Source organism: Pseudoalteromonas sp. bablab_jr011 (assembly GCF_016464045.1).
Taxonomy (GTDB): Bacteria; Pseudomonadota; Gammaproteobacteria; order Enterobacterales; family Alteromonadaceae; genus Pseudoalteromonas; species Pseudoalteromonas lipolytica.
In genome coordinates, this window is sequence record NZ_JACDWU010000167.1 from 26,149 (window position 1) to 42,916 (window position 16,768).

The following is a 16,768-nucleotide window of genomic DNA, read 5'->3' on the forward strand; positions in this document are numbered from 1 at the left end:
GTTAAAACTCTCTTCTCGCACACATGATTTCGGCAGTACACACTACTTTGCCGTCAACTTTTGCTTCTGCTGCAAATTTCCATATATTGCGGCGCTCTTTTACAAACTCTACATGCAAATGCATCGTATCGCCAGGTAAAACGGGTTGCTTGAATCGCGCATTATCAATCGCAGCAAATAAATAAAGTTCATTTTCGCTGCGGTTTTCAACTGTTTTAAAACCAAGTAAACCAGTCGCTTGAGCCATTGCTTCTAAAATCAACACACCTGGGAAGATTGGTTGATTAGGAAAATGTCCCGTAAAAATAGGTTCATTCACTGTTACATTTTTAATAGCATGTAACGACTCGCCTGGCGTGTAATCTAGTACACGGTCAACAAGCAACATCGGATAACGATGCGGAAGTAAACTCAAGATATCTTGGATATCAAGACTATTTAATTCATTTGCCAAAATAGCTTCCTTATTTGTCTTCAATATTGAGTGACTTTGTCAGTGACTCAAGTGCTTTAATGCGGTCTTTCATATCACCTAAATTACGGATATGGGCGATACTGCGTCGCCATTCTTTATTGGTTAGATGCGGTAAACCAGATGAGTAGATCCCAGGTTCAGTGATTGCCTTTGTCACCATACTCATGCCCGTGATTATAGCACCATCGCATACGCTAATGTGACCATTAATTGCGACCATGCCACCAATCTGACAATTCTTACCAATCACGGTACTGCCAGCAAAAACAGTGCAACCAGCAACGGCTGTACCTGAACCGATCTCGACATTATGCGCTATTTGACATTGATTATCGATAATTACATTACTATGGATGAGTGTGTCGTCAAGTGCACCACGGTCAATGGTGGTCGATGCCCCAACTTCAACTTTATCACCTATAATAACGCGACCCAGCTGCGGAATTTTCACCCACTCGCCACGCTCATTTGCATAGCCAAACCCGTCACTGCCGACCACGGTATTCGCCTGAAATAAGCAGTCACTGCCAATTTCAACGTCGTGGTAAATAGTGACATTAGCCCAAAGTTTAGTGCCTTGACCTATTTTTGCATTTTCGCCAATGAAACAACCTGGGCCAATTTGCACATCATTTGCAATCACGGCACCGGCTTCAATCACGACGTTAGCAGCAATCGCGGCATTATCACCAATTGAGGCTGAATCGTGAATGACTGCACTCGGATGAACACCTGTCGTAGCAGAGCGTGGCGTCGTGTCCATTAATTGAGCTAGCTTGGCGTAGCACACGTACGGGTTAGCAACAATAATCTTGTTACCCGCAAAATACTCAGCGTCGGCAGGTGATAAGATCACCGCACTGGCTTGTGTATCATCTAACTGCGAGCGATATTTCTTGTTCGCTAAAAATGCAATATGCCCAGTACGGGCATTTGCAAGTGTTGATATTTTTTTAATCTCTGTAGCGCCATCACCCTGAAGTTCGGCGCCCAGAAGATCCGCAATCTGCGAAAGCGTGTAGTTTTGCATATATGGTTTCTATTGCTTACTTACTTTTTCAACTACTTTATCTGATAAATCAGATACTGTTTTAGAGTTAACGTAAATTGTGGTTTCTTTCACTTTTACTTCGTCAAACTTGCCAGCTTTAGCAACTTCTTCAATTGCATCTAAGATTAGCTTTTGTACTTTCGCTAATTCTTGGTTTTGACGCATTTTGATTTCTTGCTCTAAAGGACGGCCTTTTTCTGCAAGTTGTTGTTGCATACCTTGAATCTTAGTACGTAATTCTTCTTTTTGCTTGTCGCTCATTGTCGTTGCTTCACGCTTGAACTTTTCAGCTTCAAAACGGATATCACCTTGCAGCTTTTCAAGCTCCTGACGACGCTCTGAGAATTCAGCTTCAAGTGTTTGTTCAACTTTCGCCATTTGAGGGATTTGTTTATAGATTTCTTGCATGTCTACAATCCCTACCTTGTGCGCAAAAGCATTAGTAGATAGGCCCATAGACAATGTAGCAAGAAGTGCAAACGCTGTTGATTTAAATGATTTTTTCACAAAAAACTCCTTTAGAATGTATTACTAATATTAAAGCTGATGGTCTTCGTATCGTCATCTTCTTCTTTTTGCAATGGATACGCAAAACTGATCAGCATTGGACCCATTGGAGAGATCCATTGTAGTGATAGACCGGTTGACACCCTAAAGCGCATAGGATCTGAATAATCCTCTAGTTTAGCGCGTTGATCAGGTAACAAGTTTTGATAACGGTCAATGTTAAACTCTGTATCCCATACGTTCGCAGCATCCACGAAGAAGCTTGTACGTACAGAGCTGGTGTTTTCTTCATCTAAGAAAGGCGTAGGAACAATAAGCTCCATACCTGCAACAGCTTTGGCGTTACCACCAATTCGGCCTCGAGGTATTAATACATCAAATTCTGATGCACCACCGATACTGCCTGTTGTTGTGCCATCTGGCAGTGGTGTGCCCGGAATACTTTGTGGCTCACGAGATACCGCGCGCGGTAGAATTGTATTACGGTCAAAACCACGCAGTTCCATCTCGGTGATACGGAAGAACTCTTGGAAAGGCAGCGTTTGGTCATAGCCATTTGTCGTGCCATAACCATTACCATAAGCAAGGGCTGCACGCGTTGAGAATACCCAACGATGGTCATTACTGATTGGCCAGTAAAAACGTGAATCATAATTTAGCTTAAAGTAAGTTAAATCTGAATTCGGCGTTGTACCAGTTAAGTTCAGTGACTGACGCGAACCCGCTGTTGGGAATAAACCACGGTTTACAGTAACACGCGACCACCCTGCACTCAGCTCAAACTTGGTAAAGTCGAAACCTGCATCTGGATTTTCTGGGTCTAAGAAGGTTTCACGCATTACACGTGTTTGCTCATATTCTGCAATATCAGACAGTTCTTCTTGAATCCAACGGAAACCAAAGTTAATACGGTTCACCGCATCAATTGGGAAACCAATATTGGTACCAATACCATAACTCTTCGATTTATAGTCGATAAGACTAAATTTGCTCGCATCATAGTTGCTATAGAAGATACTACTTCCTTGCGATACACCATCCGGCGTAAAGTAAGGGTCGGTATACGACAAGCTGATACGCTCAGAACCACGTGAGGTATTAATGTTAAAGCCAATTTGGTTACCGGTGCCTAAGAAGTTTGATTCACTCACACCAATATTAAATTGCAAACCCAAGTATGAACCATACGCAAGGCCCGCATTAAAGCTACCAGCAGATTGTTCTTTAACCGTAAAGTCTACATCAACTTGGTCGTCAACACCGGGAACTGGCACCACATTAAAATCAACACTTTCCATGTATGGAAGACGTTGAATTTGTAATTTTGAACGCTCAAGATTTTGATTTGAAAGCCATGCACCTTCAAGCTGTGTCATCTCACGACGAACAACTTCATCCGCAGTATTTTGGTTACCACCAACAATGATTCGGCGAACATACACACGCTTACCTGGATTAACAGACAGTGTCAGTTGCACTTCTTTCTTTTCATCATCAATCTCAGGAATGGTGCGCACTTCTGCGTTTGCATAGCCAAAACGTGCTAAGTAGCTTTTGATAAATTCTTCAGATGACGTAACCACTGAGCCATTATAAAGCTCACCAGTTTTTAGCGGTATAACACTCTTAATTAGCTCTTCTCGACCTAATAAATCACCGATGAAGTCAAAACCCTTTACGGTGTATTTTACACCTTCGCTAATATTAGCGGTTACATAAACAGAGTCGCGCTCAGGGCTAACCGATACCTGTGTTGAATCGATATTAAAACGCAGGTAACCACGGTCTAAGTAGTAACTACGAATTTTCTCTAAATCGCCTTCGATAGTTTGCTTTTGATAACGGTCACTCGACATAAACTTCCACCACGGCAAGTCTTGTTGTGACTCAGCAAGTTTTAGCAATTCTTCGTCAGAGAATAATTCGTTACCCACGAGGTTTATTTGACGAATTGACGCGGCGTCACCTTCATCAAACTTAAATAATAATTTTACACGGTTACGTGGCAGCTTTGTGATGCTAACTTCCACTTTTGCATTGTATTTACCAATACTGTGGAAAAACTCAACTAAGCCTTTTTCAATGTTATCAAGTACCGTTTTATCAAGCGGCTCACCAGTACGAATATCTTGCTGGTCTAGCGACTCGTTTAACTGCTCATCTTTGATGTCTTTGTTACCATCAAACTCAATGAGGCTAATCGTAGGGCGCTCAGTTACTCGAAAAATGACGTTATTACCGTCACGTAACGCTTTAATATTGTCAAAGTGACCAGAGCGATAGAGAGCCTTTATGGTTCTTGAAATTGTGTACTCATCAATATTATCGCCCACGTTGATCGGAATATGGGTTAGCGCTGCACCTAGAGCAACACGTTGTAAACCTTCAACTTTTAAATCTTCTACAATAAAGGAGTTTTGGCCTAGGGCTGCAAAGCTTGCACCTAATAAACTTGAAACTGCCAAATGTTTTTTTATAGCCATTTTGTTATCTTTATCCTTTACAACTGTATTACCGCTCAACACCTTATAAATTAAACTTTTGCGGTGTTTTACAATCGTGTTCAAATTGGAATTTTTCACTTATTTGTTATAAACGCGATACATCATTGAACAAAGCGAAACATGTTAAAAATATGAGTAGCAAGGCACCCACTTTAAAACCAAATTCTTGCGTCTTTTCAGAGACCGGCTTTTTGCGAAAAAGTTCAATTATGTAATACATTAAGTGCCCACCATCAAGCACTGGCAACGGTAACAAGTTAAATACGCCAAGGTTTACACTGATCAAAGCTAAAAAGCTTAAAAATGCAACCAAGCCATAGCTTACGCTAGTTCCCGCTCCAACTGCAATGCCTACAGGGCCACTTAAATTTTTAACCGAGACTTGACCTGTAATTAAATTACCAATCATGTCAAAACTTAGGGTGATTAAACGCCATGTTTCTTGTATGCCCAGCACAATACTATCGACAGGGCCATAATGTCTAGTTTCAATATAATTTTCTGGCCATGCTTCAACTACAGGAGCCACACCCAAAAAGCCCTGCGCTACACCATCTGCATTGGTTCTGCTCTGAGGTGTCACAGTCAACTTTCTTATACTATCTTGCCTTTGTACACTAAATTGTAAGGATTTGTTAGGTGATTGCTGAATAACTGAAACTAACTGGGTCCAACTGCTGATATTTTCGCCATTCACAGCCACAATTGTGTCATTAACCTGTAAACCAGCCAGCTCAGCGGCTGAGTCTTTAGTGATTTGCGCAACGGTTAATGTTGCTTCAGGTCTAAAGGGCACAATACCGATTGAGGTCAATGGTGGGACATCTTGCTGATCAAGTTTCCAACCATCTAGATTTAAAGTGCGGACATGTTTTTGGTAATTCTGATCACGTAATGTGACGACCACACTTTGCTCACCTAAACGGCTCATTAATGAGAATGTGGCATCTTGCCAAGTGCTGATATCATCTTCACCAATTTTGATAATTTGCTGATTAGGTTCGATCTTAGCCGCTGCAGCACGACTGCCCTCGGTTACAGACCCCACCACAGGCTTTAATGATTGCACACCGACCATGTACATTACAGCAAGTGCAAAAATAGCGAACAAAAAATTGGCCATAGGACCTGCTGCTACAATCGCAATTCGCGCTTTCACTGACTTAGCATTAAATGATAAATGACGCTCTTCAGCAGGTACTTCATCGACACGCTCATCCAGCATTTTAACGTAGCCACCAAGGGGAATAGCAGCAATAACATATTCTGTTTTGTGTTTGTCGTACCACTTAATCAGTGGTTTACCGAAACCTATTGAGAAACGTAGCACTTTTACACCCGCTTTACGGGCTACCCAAAAATGCCCATATTCATGGACAGTCACTAAAATACCCAGTGCCAAGATAAACGAACCAAGGTTCCAGAAAAAATCAAACATGTTAGTTCAGACCCCTTTTTATAAACTCACTCGCTTTGATACGTGCAGCTTCATCACACGCTAAAATCTCTTCCAGCGTGTGTACGTTCACATCCTCAGTCGCGTTGAGTGTCTGTGAGTTTATACGGTAAATATCAGTGAAACCGATTTGCCCATTTAAAAATGCAGCAACGGCAATCTCATTCGCAGCATTGACTGTTGTTGTTGCACCCTGTCCCATTTCACACGCATCAATCGCCAGTTTAAGGTTAGGGTAACGAGCATAATCAGGTTTGGTGAATGTAAAATCAGCAATCTGAGAAAAATCAAGCGGCTTAACCCCTGCATCAACACGTTCAGGAAACGCCAGTGCATGCGCTATCGGTGTACGCATATCAGGATTCCCCATTTGCGCAAGCACCGAACCATCTTGATATTGCACCATAGAATGAATGATACTTTGTGGGTGGATCACCACTTCAATATCGCTAGCATGGCAATTAAACAGCCATTTAGCCTCGATAAACTCAAGCCCTTTATTCATCATGGTTGCTGAGTCGACTGAGATTTTTTGTCCCATAGACCAATTTGGGTGCGCAACAGCTTCTGCCACAGTCACCGATGACAAACTCTTTAAGTCACGCGTCAAAAATGGCCCACCAGAACCTGTCAGTAATATTTTACTCACGCCGTTGTCCGACAGTAACCCCACAGAGGCTTGCAGTTTTGCTGGCATACATTGAAAAATAGCATTATGTTCGCTGTCAATCGGCAACAAGGTTGCACCGTGTTGTTTTACTTTATCAATAAACAACTGACCCGACATAACTAACGATTCTTTATTGGCAAGCAGTACTTTTTTACCTGCTTCAACCGCACTTAACGTGGGTAATAGACCTGCCGCGCCGACAATGGCCGACATAACTGTATCAACATCAACATGCGCCGACAGCTCACTCATAGCAGTGACACCCGCGAGCACAGCTGTTGTACAAGCGGTATTAGCTAACAACGATTTTAATTTATTTGCAGCGTTCTCATCCGCCATCACTGCAAATTTAGGCTGATGCGTAATACACAACTCTGCCATTTTTTCTGCATTTTGCCCGGCGGTTAATGCAAAAACAGCAAAACGATCTGTATTTCTAGAAACAACGTCTAAGGTGCTTAAACCGATTGAGCCAGTTGCGCCAAGTACGACAAGCTGTTCTATTTTGCTCATAAACTTAACGTCCATGCATAACAAAGCACAAAAATAGGCGCCGCAGCTGTTAAACTGTCAATACGGTCCAAAATGCCGCCATGACCGGGTAGGCATGAGCCACTGTCTTTTAAGCCGACTTCACGTTTAAACATACTTTCTAATAAATCACCGACTGCTGAAAACAAGGCGATAAACGCGGTCATTACGGCGTAGATAGGCCATACTGCCATGTCTACATTGGTAAAGTGACAAAACGCCAAAACAAAAATAACCGCGGCAACAATGCCACCCAATAGACCTTCAATCGTCTTATTTGGGCTGACTTTCGGCATGAGCTTGCGTTTACCTAGGTTTTTTCCGGTGAAATAAGCGCCGATGTCTGCGCTCCATACAATACCTAGCACGACTAAAATAAGCACTGATCCAAAATGCGTCGACTCGGTATACCCTGCACTTCTTAAGGTATTGAGCGCAAGCCACAACGGTACTAAAGTAAGGAATCCTGCAATCGCGCGCATGAGAATGCCTTCATTCCATGCTTTTGCCATGGCTGGGTAGCGCCATACTAAGTACGTCGCAACAATCCACCATGCAAATGAAAGGGTAAATAAATAGTTCGCGTCACCAACAAGCTGACCATTTTGCCACAACGCTTCAATAGGCCAATGCCAATTGAAAAGAGCAAGAATGACCGCCGTGGCTGCCACAAATGAAAAACGTTTAATTTTATCGCACAGGCCCATAAAAGCTGACCATTCCCACGCACCAAGTAAAACAATACCAGCGGCGATATAACTAAATAATGTTAGTGGGGTATAAAAAACCAGTACAAGTGCAAGCGGTGCCAGCACCAGCGAGGTTAAAATTCGTTGTTTAAGCAATGTGTGTACCTTCAACTAGTAATTAGGTCTCGGCGAGTAATTGTTTTATTTGTTCGCCGGTACAACCAAATCGTCGCTCTCTGGCAACGTAACATGCGACAGCATCAGCAAAAGCAGCTTCATTGAAGTCTGGCCAAAGCGTATCGGTAAAGTAAAGCTCAGCATAGGCAGCTTGCCATAAAAGAAAATTACTAATGCGTAAATCACCACCAGTGCGGATCATTAAATCAAGCTCACCTTGACCTGCCATACTCATGTGTTCATTCATGAGGTCTTCTGTAATCTCTTCAGCTGCTAATTCACCTGCAGCGACTTTTTTTGCAAGTGCGGTTGCTGCGTTGGTTATATCCCAACGACCGCCATAGTTAGCTGCAACATTTAACTGTAGACCCGTATTATTACGAGTTAATTCATGGGCTGCATCAACTTTGTTTCGCAAACTTTCTGAAAAGCGCGATAAATCACCAATAATAGTGAGCTTTACATTATTCTTATGAAGTTTTTTAACTTCTTTGCCCAGTACGAATAAAAACAGTTCCATGAGTGTATTTACTTCGTCTTCTGGACGTCGCCAATTTTCACTACTAAATGCGAATAGTGTTAACGACTGTATACCTAAGCGAGTACAAAATTGCACTGATTGACGAACCGCATCAACGCCCTTTTTATGCCCATATACACGTGGGCGATTTTTCGCTTGCGCCCAACGACCGTTGCCATCCATGATTATAGCGACATGCTTAGGCAAACTTTGCTGGGAAATTTTATCAGCGTTAAGAACCATAAATATCGAGTATTCCATAAAAAAACGCCGTCTAGTATACCCCAGACGGCGTTTCAAAACTAATAAATTTAGTTGCTTAGATTTCCATCAACTCTGCTTCTTTCGCAGCCAGCTGTGTATCCATCTCTTTGATGAATTTGTCCGTTAGCTTTTGAATTTCATCTTCAGCTTGGCGCGCTTCATCTTCAGAAATATCTTTATCTTTCAATAAGCTCTTAATATCGCCATTAGCATCACGACGAATATTACGAATGGCAACACGGCCACCTTCAACTTCACCACGCACAATTTTGATAAGGTCTTTACGACGCTCTTCTGTGAGTGGAGGAAGTGGTACACGGATTACAGTACCTGCTGACATAGGGTTTAAACCTAGGTCAGATGCCATAATTGCTTTTTCTACCGCTTGTGCAAGCGACTTATCAAACACACTAATTGCAAGAGTACGAGAATCTTCAATCGTCACATTTGCAACTTGGTTTAATGGCGTGTCTGCACCGTAGTAAGACACTTGAATGCCGTCTAGTAATGCTGGGTGAGCACGACCTGTACGAATTTTAGATAATTGACTGCCTAGTGCCGCAACACTTTTTTGCATGCGCTCTGACGCATCTTTTTTGATATCGTTAATCACGGTTCAATCCTAATCTATTTAACAATTTCATCTGAGGCTTGTGAAGAGATAAGCGTTCCTTCATCTTCGCCCATAATAACACGCTTAAGCGCGCCTGATTTATTCATATTAAAAACGCTTAAAGGCATTTTGTGGTCACGTGCAAGTGTGAATGCCGCCAAATCCATCACCTTTAACTCTTTTTCGATGATCTCATTGTAGCTTAAGTGGCGATATAGTGTAGCTTCTGGGTTTTTAACTGGGTCATCAGAATAAACACCATCTACTTTCGTTGCTTTGATCACGGTGTCAGCTTCAATTTCAATACCACGTAAACACGCAGCAGAATCTGTTGTAAAGAATGGATTACCTGTGCCCGCAGCAAAAATAACAACACGGCCAGATTTTAATAAGCTAATCGCTTCAGCCCAGTTGTATGCATCACACACACCATTAAGTGGAATAGCAGACATTAGACGACAATTAACAAATGCACGGTGAAGCGCATCACGCATCGCTAAACCATTCATTACAGTCGCTAACATACCCATGTGGTCACCTACAACGCGGTTCATACCCGCTTCGGCTAATGAACCACCACGCAAGAAGTTACCGCCACCGATAACTAAACCTACTTCTACGTCGAGCTCTACAAGTTCTTTAATTTCTTGCGCCATACGGTCAAGTACTTTCGGGTCGATGCCGAAGCCTTCGTCTCCCATTAATGCTTCACCGCTAAGTTTAAGAAGAACACGTCTAAAAATAGGTTTACGATTGATAGTCATAGTATTTGGGCCAGCCTTAATAATGAGATAAAAAATAACCGCGCTTATGGTTACACATAAAACGCGGTTATTTTAAAGAATTTTCGTCAGTGACGCAAAAGCTAATAGCAGATTAATTTCATCTAATTATCGTTGCGTCACTTACGTTGAAAATTACTCGCCTTTTGCAGCAGCGATTTGTGCAGCAACTTCAGCAGCGAAATCTTCTTCTTTACGCTCGATACCTTCACCAACTTCTAAACGGATGAAGTTAGTAACAGTTGCGCCTTTCTCTTTAAGAATTTCACCAACAGTTTTCTTAGGTTCCATGATGAAAGCTTGACCAGTAAGAGAGATCTCACCAGTGAATTTCTTCATACGACCAACAACCATTTTCTCAGCGATTTCAGCAGGCTTGCCTTCGTTCATCGCGATGTCGATTTGAACTGCTTTTTCTTTTTCAACAACGTCAGCTGGAACGTCTTCTGGGTTTACGAACTCAGGCTTAGACGCAGCAACGTGCATTGCAACGTGCTTAAGTGTTTCTTCGTCAGCATCACCTACTACAACAACACCGATACGGTCGCCGTGGCGGTATGCAGATAGTTTTTCACCGTCGATGTACTCAACGCGACGAACGTTGATGTTTTCACCGATTTTAGCAACAAGTGCAACACGTGTTTCTTCGAACTGTGCTTTAAGTGCATCGATGTCTGCTTTTGATTCAACAGCAGCATCTAAAACTTCGTTAGCAAAACCAAGGAAGTTTGAGTCTTTAGCAACGAAGTCAGTTTGACAGTTAACTTCAAGAAGTGCAGCGAAACCGTTGCCTTCTTTGATAAGGATTGTACCTTCAGCAGCGATGTTACCCGCTTTTTTAGCAGCCTTTGCAGCACCGCTCTTACGCATGTTTTCGATCGCTAACTCAATGTCACCGTTAGTTTCAGTTAACGCTTTTTTACAATCCATCATGCCAGCGCCAGTACGCTCGCGTAATTCTTTAACTAGGGCAGCAGTTACAGCCATTAGAATATCCTCAATTGAATTCTGTTATTAGGGAAGCGGTATAGGCCGCTTTACAAGAATAACAAGTCTTCACCTTAAGTAAGATGAAGACTTGATGACAGCTAATTATTCAGCTTCTACGAAGTCGTCTTTCTCAGCTTGAGCAACGATGTTGTTCTCACGACCTTCAGTGATCGCAGCTGCAACAGCACTTGTGTAAAGGTTGATAGCACGGATCGCATCGTCGTTACCAGGTACGATGTAATCAACACCGTCTGGGTTAGAGTTAGTATCAACGATAGCAACAACTGGAATACCTAGGTTGTTAGCTTCACGGATAGCGATGTGCTCGTGGTCTGCATCGATAACGAAAAGTGCGTCAGGAAGACCGCCCATATCTTTGATACCACCAAGGCTCTTTTCAAGCTTTTCCATTTCACGAGTAAGCATTAACGCTTCTTTCTTAGTTAATTTCTCGAAAGTACCGTCTTGGCTTTGTGCTTCAAGGTCTTTAAGACGCTTGATTGATTGGCGAACTGTTTTCCAGTTAGTCAACATACCACCTAACCAACGGTGGTTTACGTAGAACTGATCGCTTTGAAGAGCTGCTTCTTTAACTGCTTCGCTTGCTGCGCGCTTAGTACCAACGAAAAGTACTTTACCTTTGTTAGAAGCTGCGTTCGATAAGAACTTAAGTGCTTCGTTGAACATTGGTACAGTTTGCTCTAGGTTGATGATATGTACACGGTTACGAGCGCCGAAGATGAAAGGCTTCATCTTAGGATTCCAGTAACGTGCTTGGTGACCAAAGTGAACACCAGCTTGAAGCATATCGCGCATTGAAACGTTTGCCATTTGTAAATTCCTCTAATAGTTTAGGGTTAGGCCTCCACATATCCCATAGCACCAACACCTAAGTTAATTTGTAACTTATGTGCACCCAAGTGTATGTGACGATACGTGTGTGTGTTAAAATAAAATTGTGTTTGTCTTAAATACAAAAAATCAGTAAAGAATTTATTTGTAAAAAGACGGCGCGCTTTATACCATATTAAAATTGAAAACTCAACATTCAGTGCAAAAATTGTGCACTGAAAAATGACCTGAAAAACAACTTTGGAGCCTCAATGAGTGCTGTGATCAAGACCCCTGAAGAAATCGAAAAAATGCGTGTTGCCGGGCGCTTAGCCGCTGAGGTACTCGAAATGATAGAACCGCATGTGGTGCCTGGTGTAACCACAGATGAATTGAATACAATTTGCCACGATTACATCGTTAATGTGCAAGACGCGATTCCAGCGCCGCTAAACTATCACGGTTTCCCTAAATCAATCTGCACCTCAGTGAATCATGTTATTTGTCACGGTATTCCTAACGACAAACCTCTCAAAGAAGGTGACAGCGTTAATATCGATGTAACCGTAATTAAAGATGGCTTTCATGGTGATACCTCAAAGATGTTCCATGTAGGCACACCCAATATTCAAGGCAAACGCCTTGCTGATATAACCCAAGAAAGCCTTTACCTTGCCATAAAAATGGTAAAACCAGGTGTTCGCTTAGGTGACATTGGTGCCGCGATTCAAAAGTACGCAGAAAGCTTTAATTATTCGATTGTACGTGAATATTGTGGTCATGGTATCGGCGCTGAGTTCCACGAAGAACCTCAAGTAATGCACTACGGCAAACCAGGTACAGGCGAGGTGTTAAAAGCAGGAATGTGTTTAACAATTGAGCCAATGGTGAACGCAGGAAAACGCCAATGTAAGTTATTAAAAGATAACTGGACTGTCGTTACAAAAGACCGTTCATTGTCTGCTCAGTGGGAACACACACTGTTAGTGACTGAAAATGGTGTTGAAATTTTAACGCTCCGATCAGATGATACTATCGACAGGATCATCGAACACTAGGAGCCAGCCCCTGTGGCATTACCCAACAAAGTAAAAAAGTTGCTCAGCCAAGCTGAGCAACTTAGCGATTATCGCGACTGTTCTGGTTATTTTTATAAGTGGCTACAGAACGAATTTTCTAAACAACCCGTCAGCAACTTAATCAATGCCCGCGCTGAGTTTATTGACCGCTTATTGATTAAACTGTTTCACGACTTTGACCTTGCCCACGAAAGTGATTTAGCACTTATTGCTGTCGGTGGTTATGGGCGTGGCGAGCTACACCCCTACTCCGATATTGACTTTATGCTGCTGGTTAGTGAACAACCAAGTGACGCTGTATGCGAAAAAATTGGCCAGTTCGTGACGATGCTATGGGACCTCAATCTCGAAATTGGTCACAGTGTTCGCACTATTGAACAAGCACTGGAGCAAAAACGTGAAGACGTTACTTTTGCCACCAGCTTACTCGAAAGCCGTTTAATATTTGGCAATCACATTGAGTTTGAAAAACTCAAAATGCACTTAATCGACACGCCAATTTGGCGCTCTGATGAATTCTTTTTGGCAAAAGTACAAGAACAACAATTACGCCATAAAAAATGCCATGGAACCGCCTATAATCTTGAGCCTAATATTAAAGAAAACCCAGGTGGCTTGCGCGATTTACAAACCATTATTTGGGTCGCAAAAAAGCACTTTAGGGCTGAAACATTACAAGAACTCATTAATCATGGTTACCTCACTCATGAAGAATACCAAGAACTCTCAGAGTGTTTAGAAAACCTGTGGAATATCCGCTTTGCCTTGCACATCGCTGCGGGACGTTCTGAAAACCGTTTATTGTTTGATCACCAGCCTCATGCTGCCGAAATTTTAGGTTTTGGTAGCGACGGTAAAGCGTCGGTCGAGCGCATGATGAAACGTTTATTTCGCATTATGAGCCGTGTACGAGAGCTTAACCAAATGTTGCTGTCTTACTTTGAGCAAAGCATTTTGCCAGGTGCAGGCGAGTTACCCGTTGTAGAGCTTGACCGGAACTTTGAGCGTATTGGTCATCAGATTCGGGTTAAAAACCCTTCTGTATTTTTCCGTCGCGACCAACTCTTTGTGTTGTTTGAGCACATTGCCGACAACCCCGAAATTACGCATATTTACCCAAGCACGATTCGTACAATGCGCCAAGTACGTCGCCGTTTATTAGGTGATTTACAAGATTACGCTGCGTGTCGTGAAGCATTCTTACGGTTAATTAAACACCCTAATGGCATGGGCCGAGCATTCACGCTCATGCACAAACACGGCATTATTGCGGCTTACTTACCGCAGTGGCGAAATATATTCGGACAAATGCAATTTGACTTATTCCACGCCTACACTGTGGATGAGCACACGCACAAGCTTATTAATAATATTTACAAATATTTTGATAAGTCTCGAGTCAGTGAGTTTCCTCTGTGCAGTGAAATCGTCACCCGCATGGATAAACCTGAACTGTTATATTTAGCCGGTATTTTTCACGATATTGCCAAAGGACGTGGTGGCGATCACTCAGAGCTTGGCTCGGTCGATGCCTTAGCGTTTGCCAAACTGCACCGTTTTCCTGCATCAGATGGTAAACTCATTGCGTGGTTGGTTGGCAATCACTTACTTATGTCGGTCACCGCGCAACGCAAAGACATTAACGACCCTGATGTAATTAAAGACTTTGCCAGCAAGGTTAAAAATGAACGCCAGCTCGATTATTTATATTGTTTAACACTGGCTGATATCCGTGCTACAAATGATAACTTGTGGAATGATTGGAAAAACACCCTACTGCGAGAGCTGTATTTACACACCCAGCGCGCACTGCGCTTGGGGCTTGAAAATCCAATGGACCAACGAGATCAAATTCGAGACAAAAAGCGCCAAGCAAAACAGCGCTTGCTTAATCTTGGCTGTAACGAGGATCAGATTGATTTAATTTGGAGTCGCTTTAAAGCTAATTATTTTACCGCTTTTAGCGAGCAGCAGATTTCATGGCACACAGAGCACCTGTTAAACAGTGCAGACTTAAGCCAACCCAGTGTCATGGTGTCTGACACAGCAATGCATGGTGGCACACAGGTATTTGCTTACAGCCCCTATTCTGGTGGCTTATTTGCACGCCTTGTGAGTGTTATAGGCTCTAAAAAAGCACAGATCCAACATGCGCAAGTGTTAACGACCAAAGACGGTTATGTGTTGTTTAGTTTTGTTATTTTAGAAGTGAATGGCGACCCTATCGCCAGTGGTCGTGCACAGTCGATTAAGCGTGCATTGGATCTCGCTATTAATGATCCTAAAAAGAAAATTCGCTTTAAAAAGAATCGTTCGCAGCGCTTTAAAGACTTTAATATTAAACCAAAAATTGTGCTTAGACCGCATGCACGAAAAGACCGCAGTCTAATTGAAATTCAAGCAGTGGATATTCCGGGGTTACTGACCAAAATAGCCGAAGTATTCCAAGCACATTTACTGCATATTCATGCTGCACGGATCACCACAGTGGGCGAACGCGCAGAAGATTTCTTCGTGGTATCGAATAATGAATACCAAGCATTAACAGACGAAGAACAAGCAAAAATTCATCAAGCATTGCGTAAAAAACTCAACGCAGAAACCGAATAAGAGGATCTTATGTCAGATTTAAAAACCATGATCGAAAACGCCTGGGAAAACCGCGATAGTATCAGCCCAAGCACAGTATCAAGCGAAGTAAAACAGGCCATTATTGATGCGCTTGAACTGCTTGATAGCGGCGCGGCTCGTGTTGCTGAAAAAATCAGTGGTGAGTGGGTTGTTCATCAATGGTTGAAAAAAGCAGTACTGCTGTCATTCCGTATTCGTGATAACCAACCAATGAACGATGGTGTTAATCAATTCTACGATAAAGTACCACTAAAATTTAGCGACTATACGCCAGATCAATTCCAACAAGGCGGCATGCGCGTAGTCCCTAACGCTGTGGCGCGCAAAGGCAGCTTTGTTGGTAAAAACGTGGTGCTTATGCCTTCTTACGTCAACATTGGTGCTTACGTTGACGAGGGCACCATGGTCGATACTTGGGCAACCGTTGGCTCGTGCGCACAAATTGGTAAAAACGTTCATTTATCAGGGGGCGTAGGCATTGGTGGTGTACTTGAGCCACTTCAAGCAAACCCAACCATTATCGAAGACAACTGCTTTATTGGCGCACGCTCTGAAATTGTTGAAGGCGTTGTCGTTGAAGAAGGCGCCGTTATTTCAATGGGTGTATACATCAGCCAAAGTACGCGCATTTATGACCGTGAAACCGGCGAGGTTCACTACGGCCGCGTACCAGCGGGTGCCGTTGTTGTACCGGGTTCACTGCCTTCTAAAGATGGTTCGCACAGCCTATACGCTGCCATCATCGTAAAAAAAGTAGATCAACAAACGCGCGAAAAAGTAGGCATTAATGCACTACTTCGCTCGATTGATGAGTAATCAGTGATTTTACACAGTCTGTTATGACTAAAAAGCGCTTTCCTTAATGAGGAATAGCGCTTTTTTTATACCTGTTAATTTTCATCAACTTTATTAAATTGTTACATCTTATTTCAAAAACACACTTTATCGCGTATATACAGCAACCCAGCGTCTACTTTGACATACATCCCATTAAACTT

At 42.6% G+C, this 16,768-nt stretch carries 15 protein-coding genes; 3 read left to right on the forward strand and 12 right to left on the reverse strand.

Features of this window, described 5'->3' with window-relative positions; translation table 11 throughout:
- Position 1: 1 nt before the first annotated feature.
- The 12 genes from fabZ to rpsB form a co-directional block, all read right to left on the reverse strand.
- Positions 2–454 (reverse strand): 3-hydroxyacyl-ACP dehydratase FabZ, encoded by a 453-nt coding sequence (gene fabZ, locus JIG41_RS08500; RefSeq protein ID WP_036969715.1) that lies wholly within the window; start codon positions 452–454, stop codon positions 2–4.
- Positions 455–464: 10 nt separating this feature from the next.
- On the reverse strand, positions 465–1,505 hold the full coding sequence (gene lpxD / locus JIG41_RS08505; protein WP_065979755.1) for a UDP-3-O-(3-hydroxymyristoyl)glucosamine N-acyltransferase: 1,041 nt from the start codon (positions 1,503–1,505) through the stop codon (positions 465–467).
- Between the two features lie 9 nt (positions 1,506–1,514).
- Positions 1,515–2,033 (reverse strand): OmpH family outer membrane protein, encoded by a 519-nt coding sequence (locus tag JIG41_RS08510; protein WP_036969722.1) that lies wholly within the window; start codon positions 2,031–2,033, stop codon positions 1,515–1,517.
- Positions 2,034–2,044: 11 nt separating this feature from the next.
- Positions 2,045–4,516, reverse strand: a complete 2,472-nt coding sequence (gene bamA, locus JIG41_RS08515) for an outer membrane protein assembly factor BamA (protein WP_199524570.1) — start codon at positions 4,514–4,516, stop codon at positions 2,045–2,047.
- A gap of 106 nt (positions 4,517–4,622) precedes the next feature.
- Positions 4,623–5,975, reverse strand: a complete 1,353-nt coding sequence (gene rseP, locus JIG41_RS08520; protein WP_036969731.1) for a sigma E protease regulator RseP — start codon at positions 5,973–5,975, stop codon at positions 4,623–4,625.
- 1 nt (position 5,976) lies between these two features.
- Positions 5,977–7,176 (reverse strand): 1-deoxy-D-xylulose-5-phosphate reductoisomerase, encoded by a 1,200-nt coding sequence (gene ispC / locus JIG41_RS08525; RefSeq protein WP_036969732.1) that lies wholly within the window; start codon positions 7,174–7,176, stop codon positions 5,977–5,979.
- Positions 7,173–8,039 (reverse strand): phosphatidate cytidylyltransferase, encoded by an 867-nt coding sequence (locus JIG41_RS08530; RefSeq protein ID WP_036969733.1) that lies wholly within the window; start codon positions 8,037–8,039, stop codon positions 7,173–7,175. The genes ispC and JIG41_RS08530 overlap by 4 nt, the downstream gene beginning before the upstream one ends.
- Before the next feature lie 22 nt (positions 8,040–8,061).
- A complete protein-coding gene (locus JIG41_RS08535; protein ID WP_036969734.1) occupies positions 8,062–8,841 on the reverse strand; it encodes an isoprenyl transferase in 780 nt (259 codons plus the stop codon).
- A gap of 58 nt (positions 8,842–8,899) precedes the next feature.
- Positions 8,900–9,457, reverse strand: a complete 558-nt coding sequence (frr, locus tag JIG41_RS08540) for a ribosome recycling factor (protein WP_036969745.1) — start codon at positions 9,455–9,457, stop codon at positions 8,900–8,902.
- Positions 9,458–9,471: 14 nt separating this feature from the next.
- Positions 9,472–10,221 carry a UMP kinase gene (gene pyrH / locus JIG41_RS08545; RefSeq protein WP_036969747.1) on the reverse strand — a complete coding sequence of 250 codons (750 nt, stop codon included), beginning with the start codon at positions 10,219–10,221 and terminating at the stop codon, positions 9,472–9,474.
- A 153-nt stretch (positions 10,222–10,374) separates the two neighbouring features.
- Entirely contained in the window at positions 10,375–11,226 is an 852-nt protein-coding gene (gene tsf / locus JIG41_RS08550) for a translation elongation factor Ts (protein ID WP_036969749.1), read from the reverse strand.
- Between the two features lie 105 nt (positions 11,227–11,331).
- Complete coding sequence (gene rpsB, locus JIG41_RS08555) at positions 11,332–12,060, reverse strand: 30S ribosomal protein S2 (RefSeq protein WP_036969753.1); 729 nt, start codon at positions 12,058–12,060, stop codon at positions 11,332–11,334.
- Between the two features lie 248 nt (positions 12,061–12,308).
- On the opposite strand from rpsB, the gene map reads away from it, so the two are divergent.
- Genes map through dapD form a run of 3 tightly spaced genes read left to right on the forward strand, consistent with a single transcriptional unit; the run spans position 12,309 to position 16,586 of the window.
- Positions 12,309–13,118 (forward strand): type I methionyl aminopeptidase, encoded by an 810-nt coding sequence (map, locus tag JIG41_RS08560; RefSeq protein WP_227006846.1) that lies wholly within the window; start codon positions 12,309–12,311, stop codon positions 13,116–13,118.
- Between the two features lie 12 nt (positions 13,119–13,130).
- Complete coding sequence (glnD, locus tag JIG41_RS08565) at positions 13,131–15,749, forward strand: [protein-PII] uridylyltransferase (RefSeq protein WP_036969758.1); 2,619 nt, start codon at positions 13,131–13,133, stop codon at positions 15,747–15,749.
- Positions 15,750–15,758: 9 nt separating this feature from the next.
- The gene (dapD, locus tag JIG41_RS08570; protein ID WP_199524571.1) at positions 15,759–16,586 is read left to right on the forward strand and encodes a 2,3,4,5-tetrahydropyridine-2,6-dicarboxylate N-succinyltransferase; all 828 of its coding nucleotides are present in this window, start codon (positions 15,759–15,761) and stop codon (positions 16,584–16,586) included.
- Positions 16,587–16,768 lie beyond the last annotated feature (182 nt).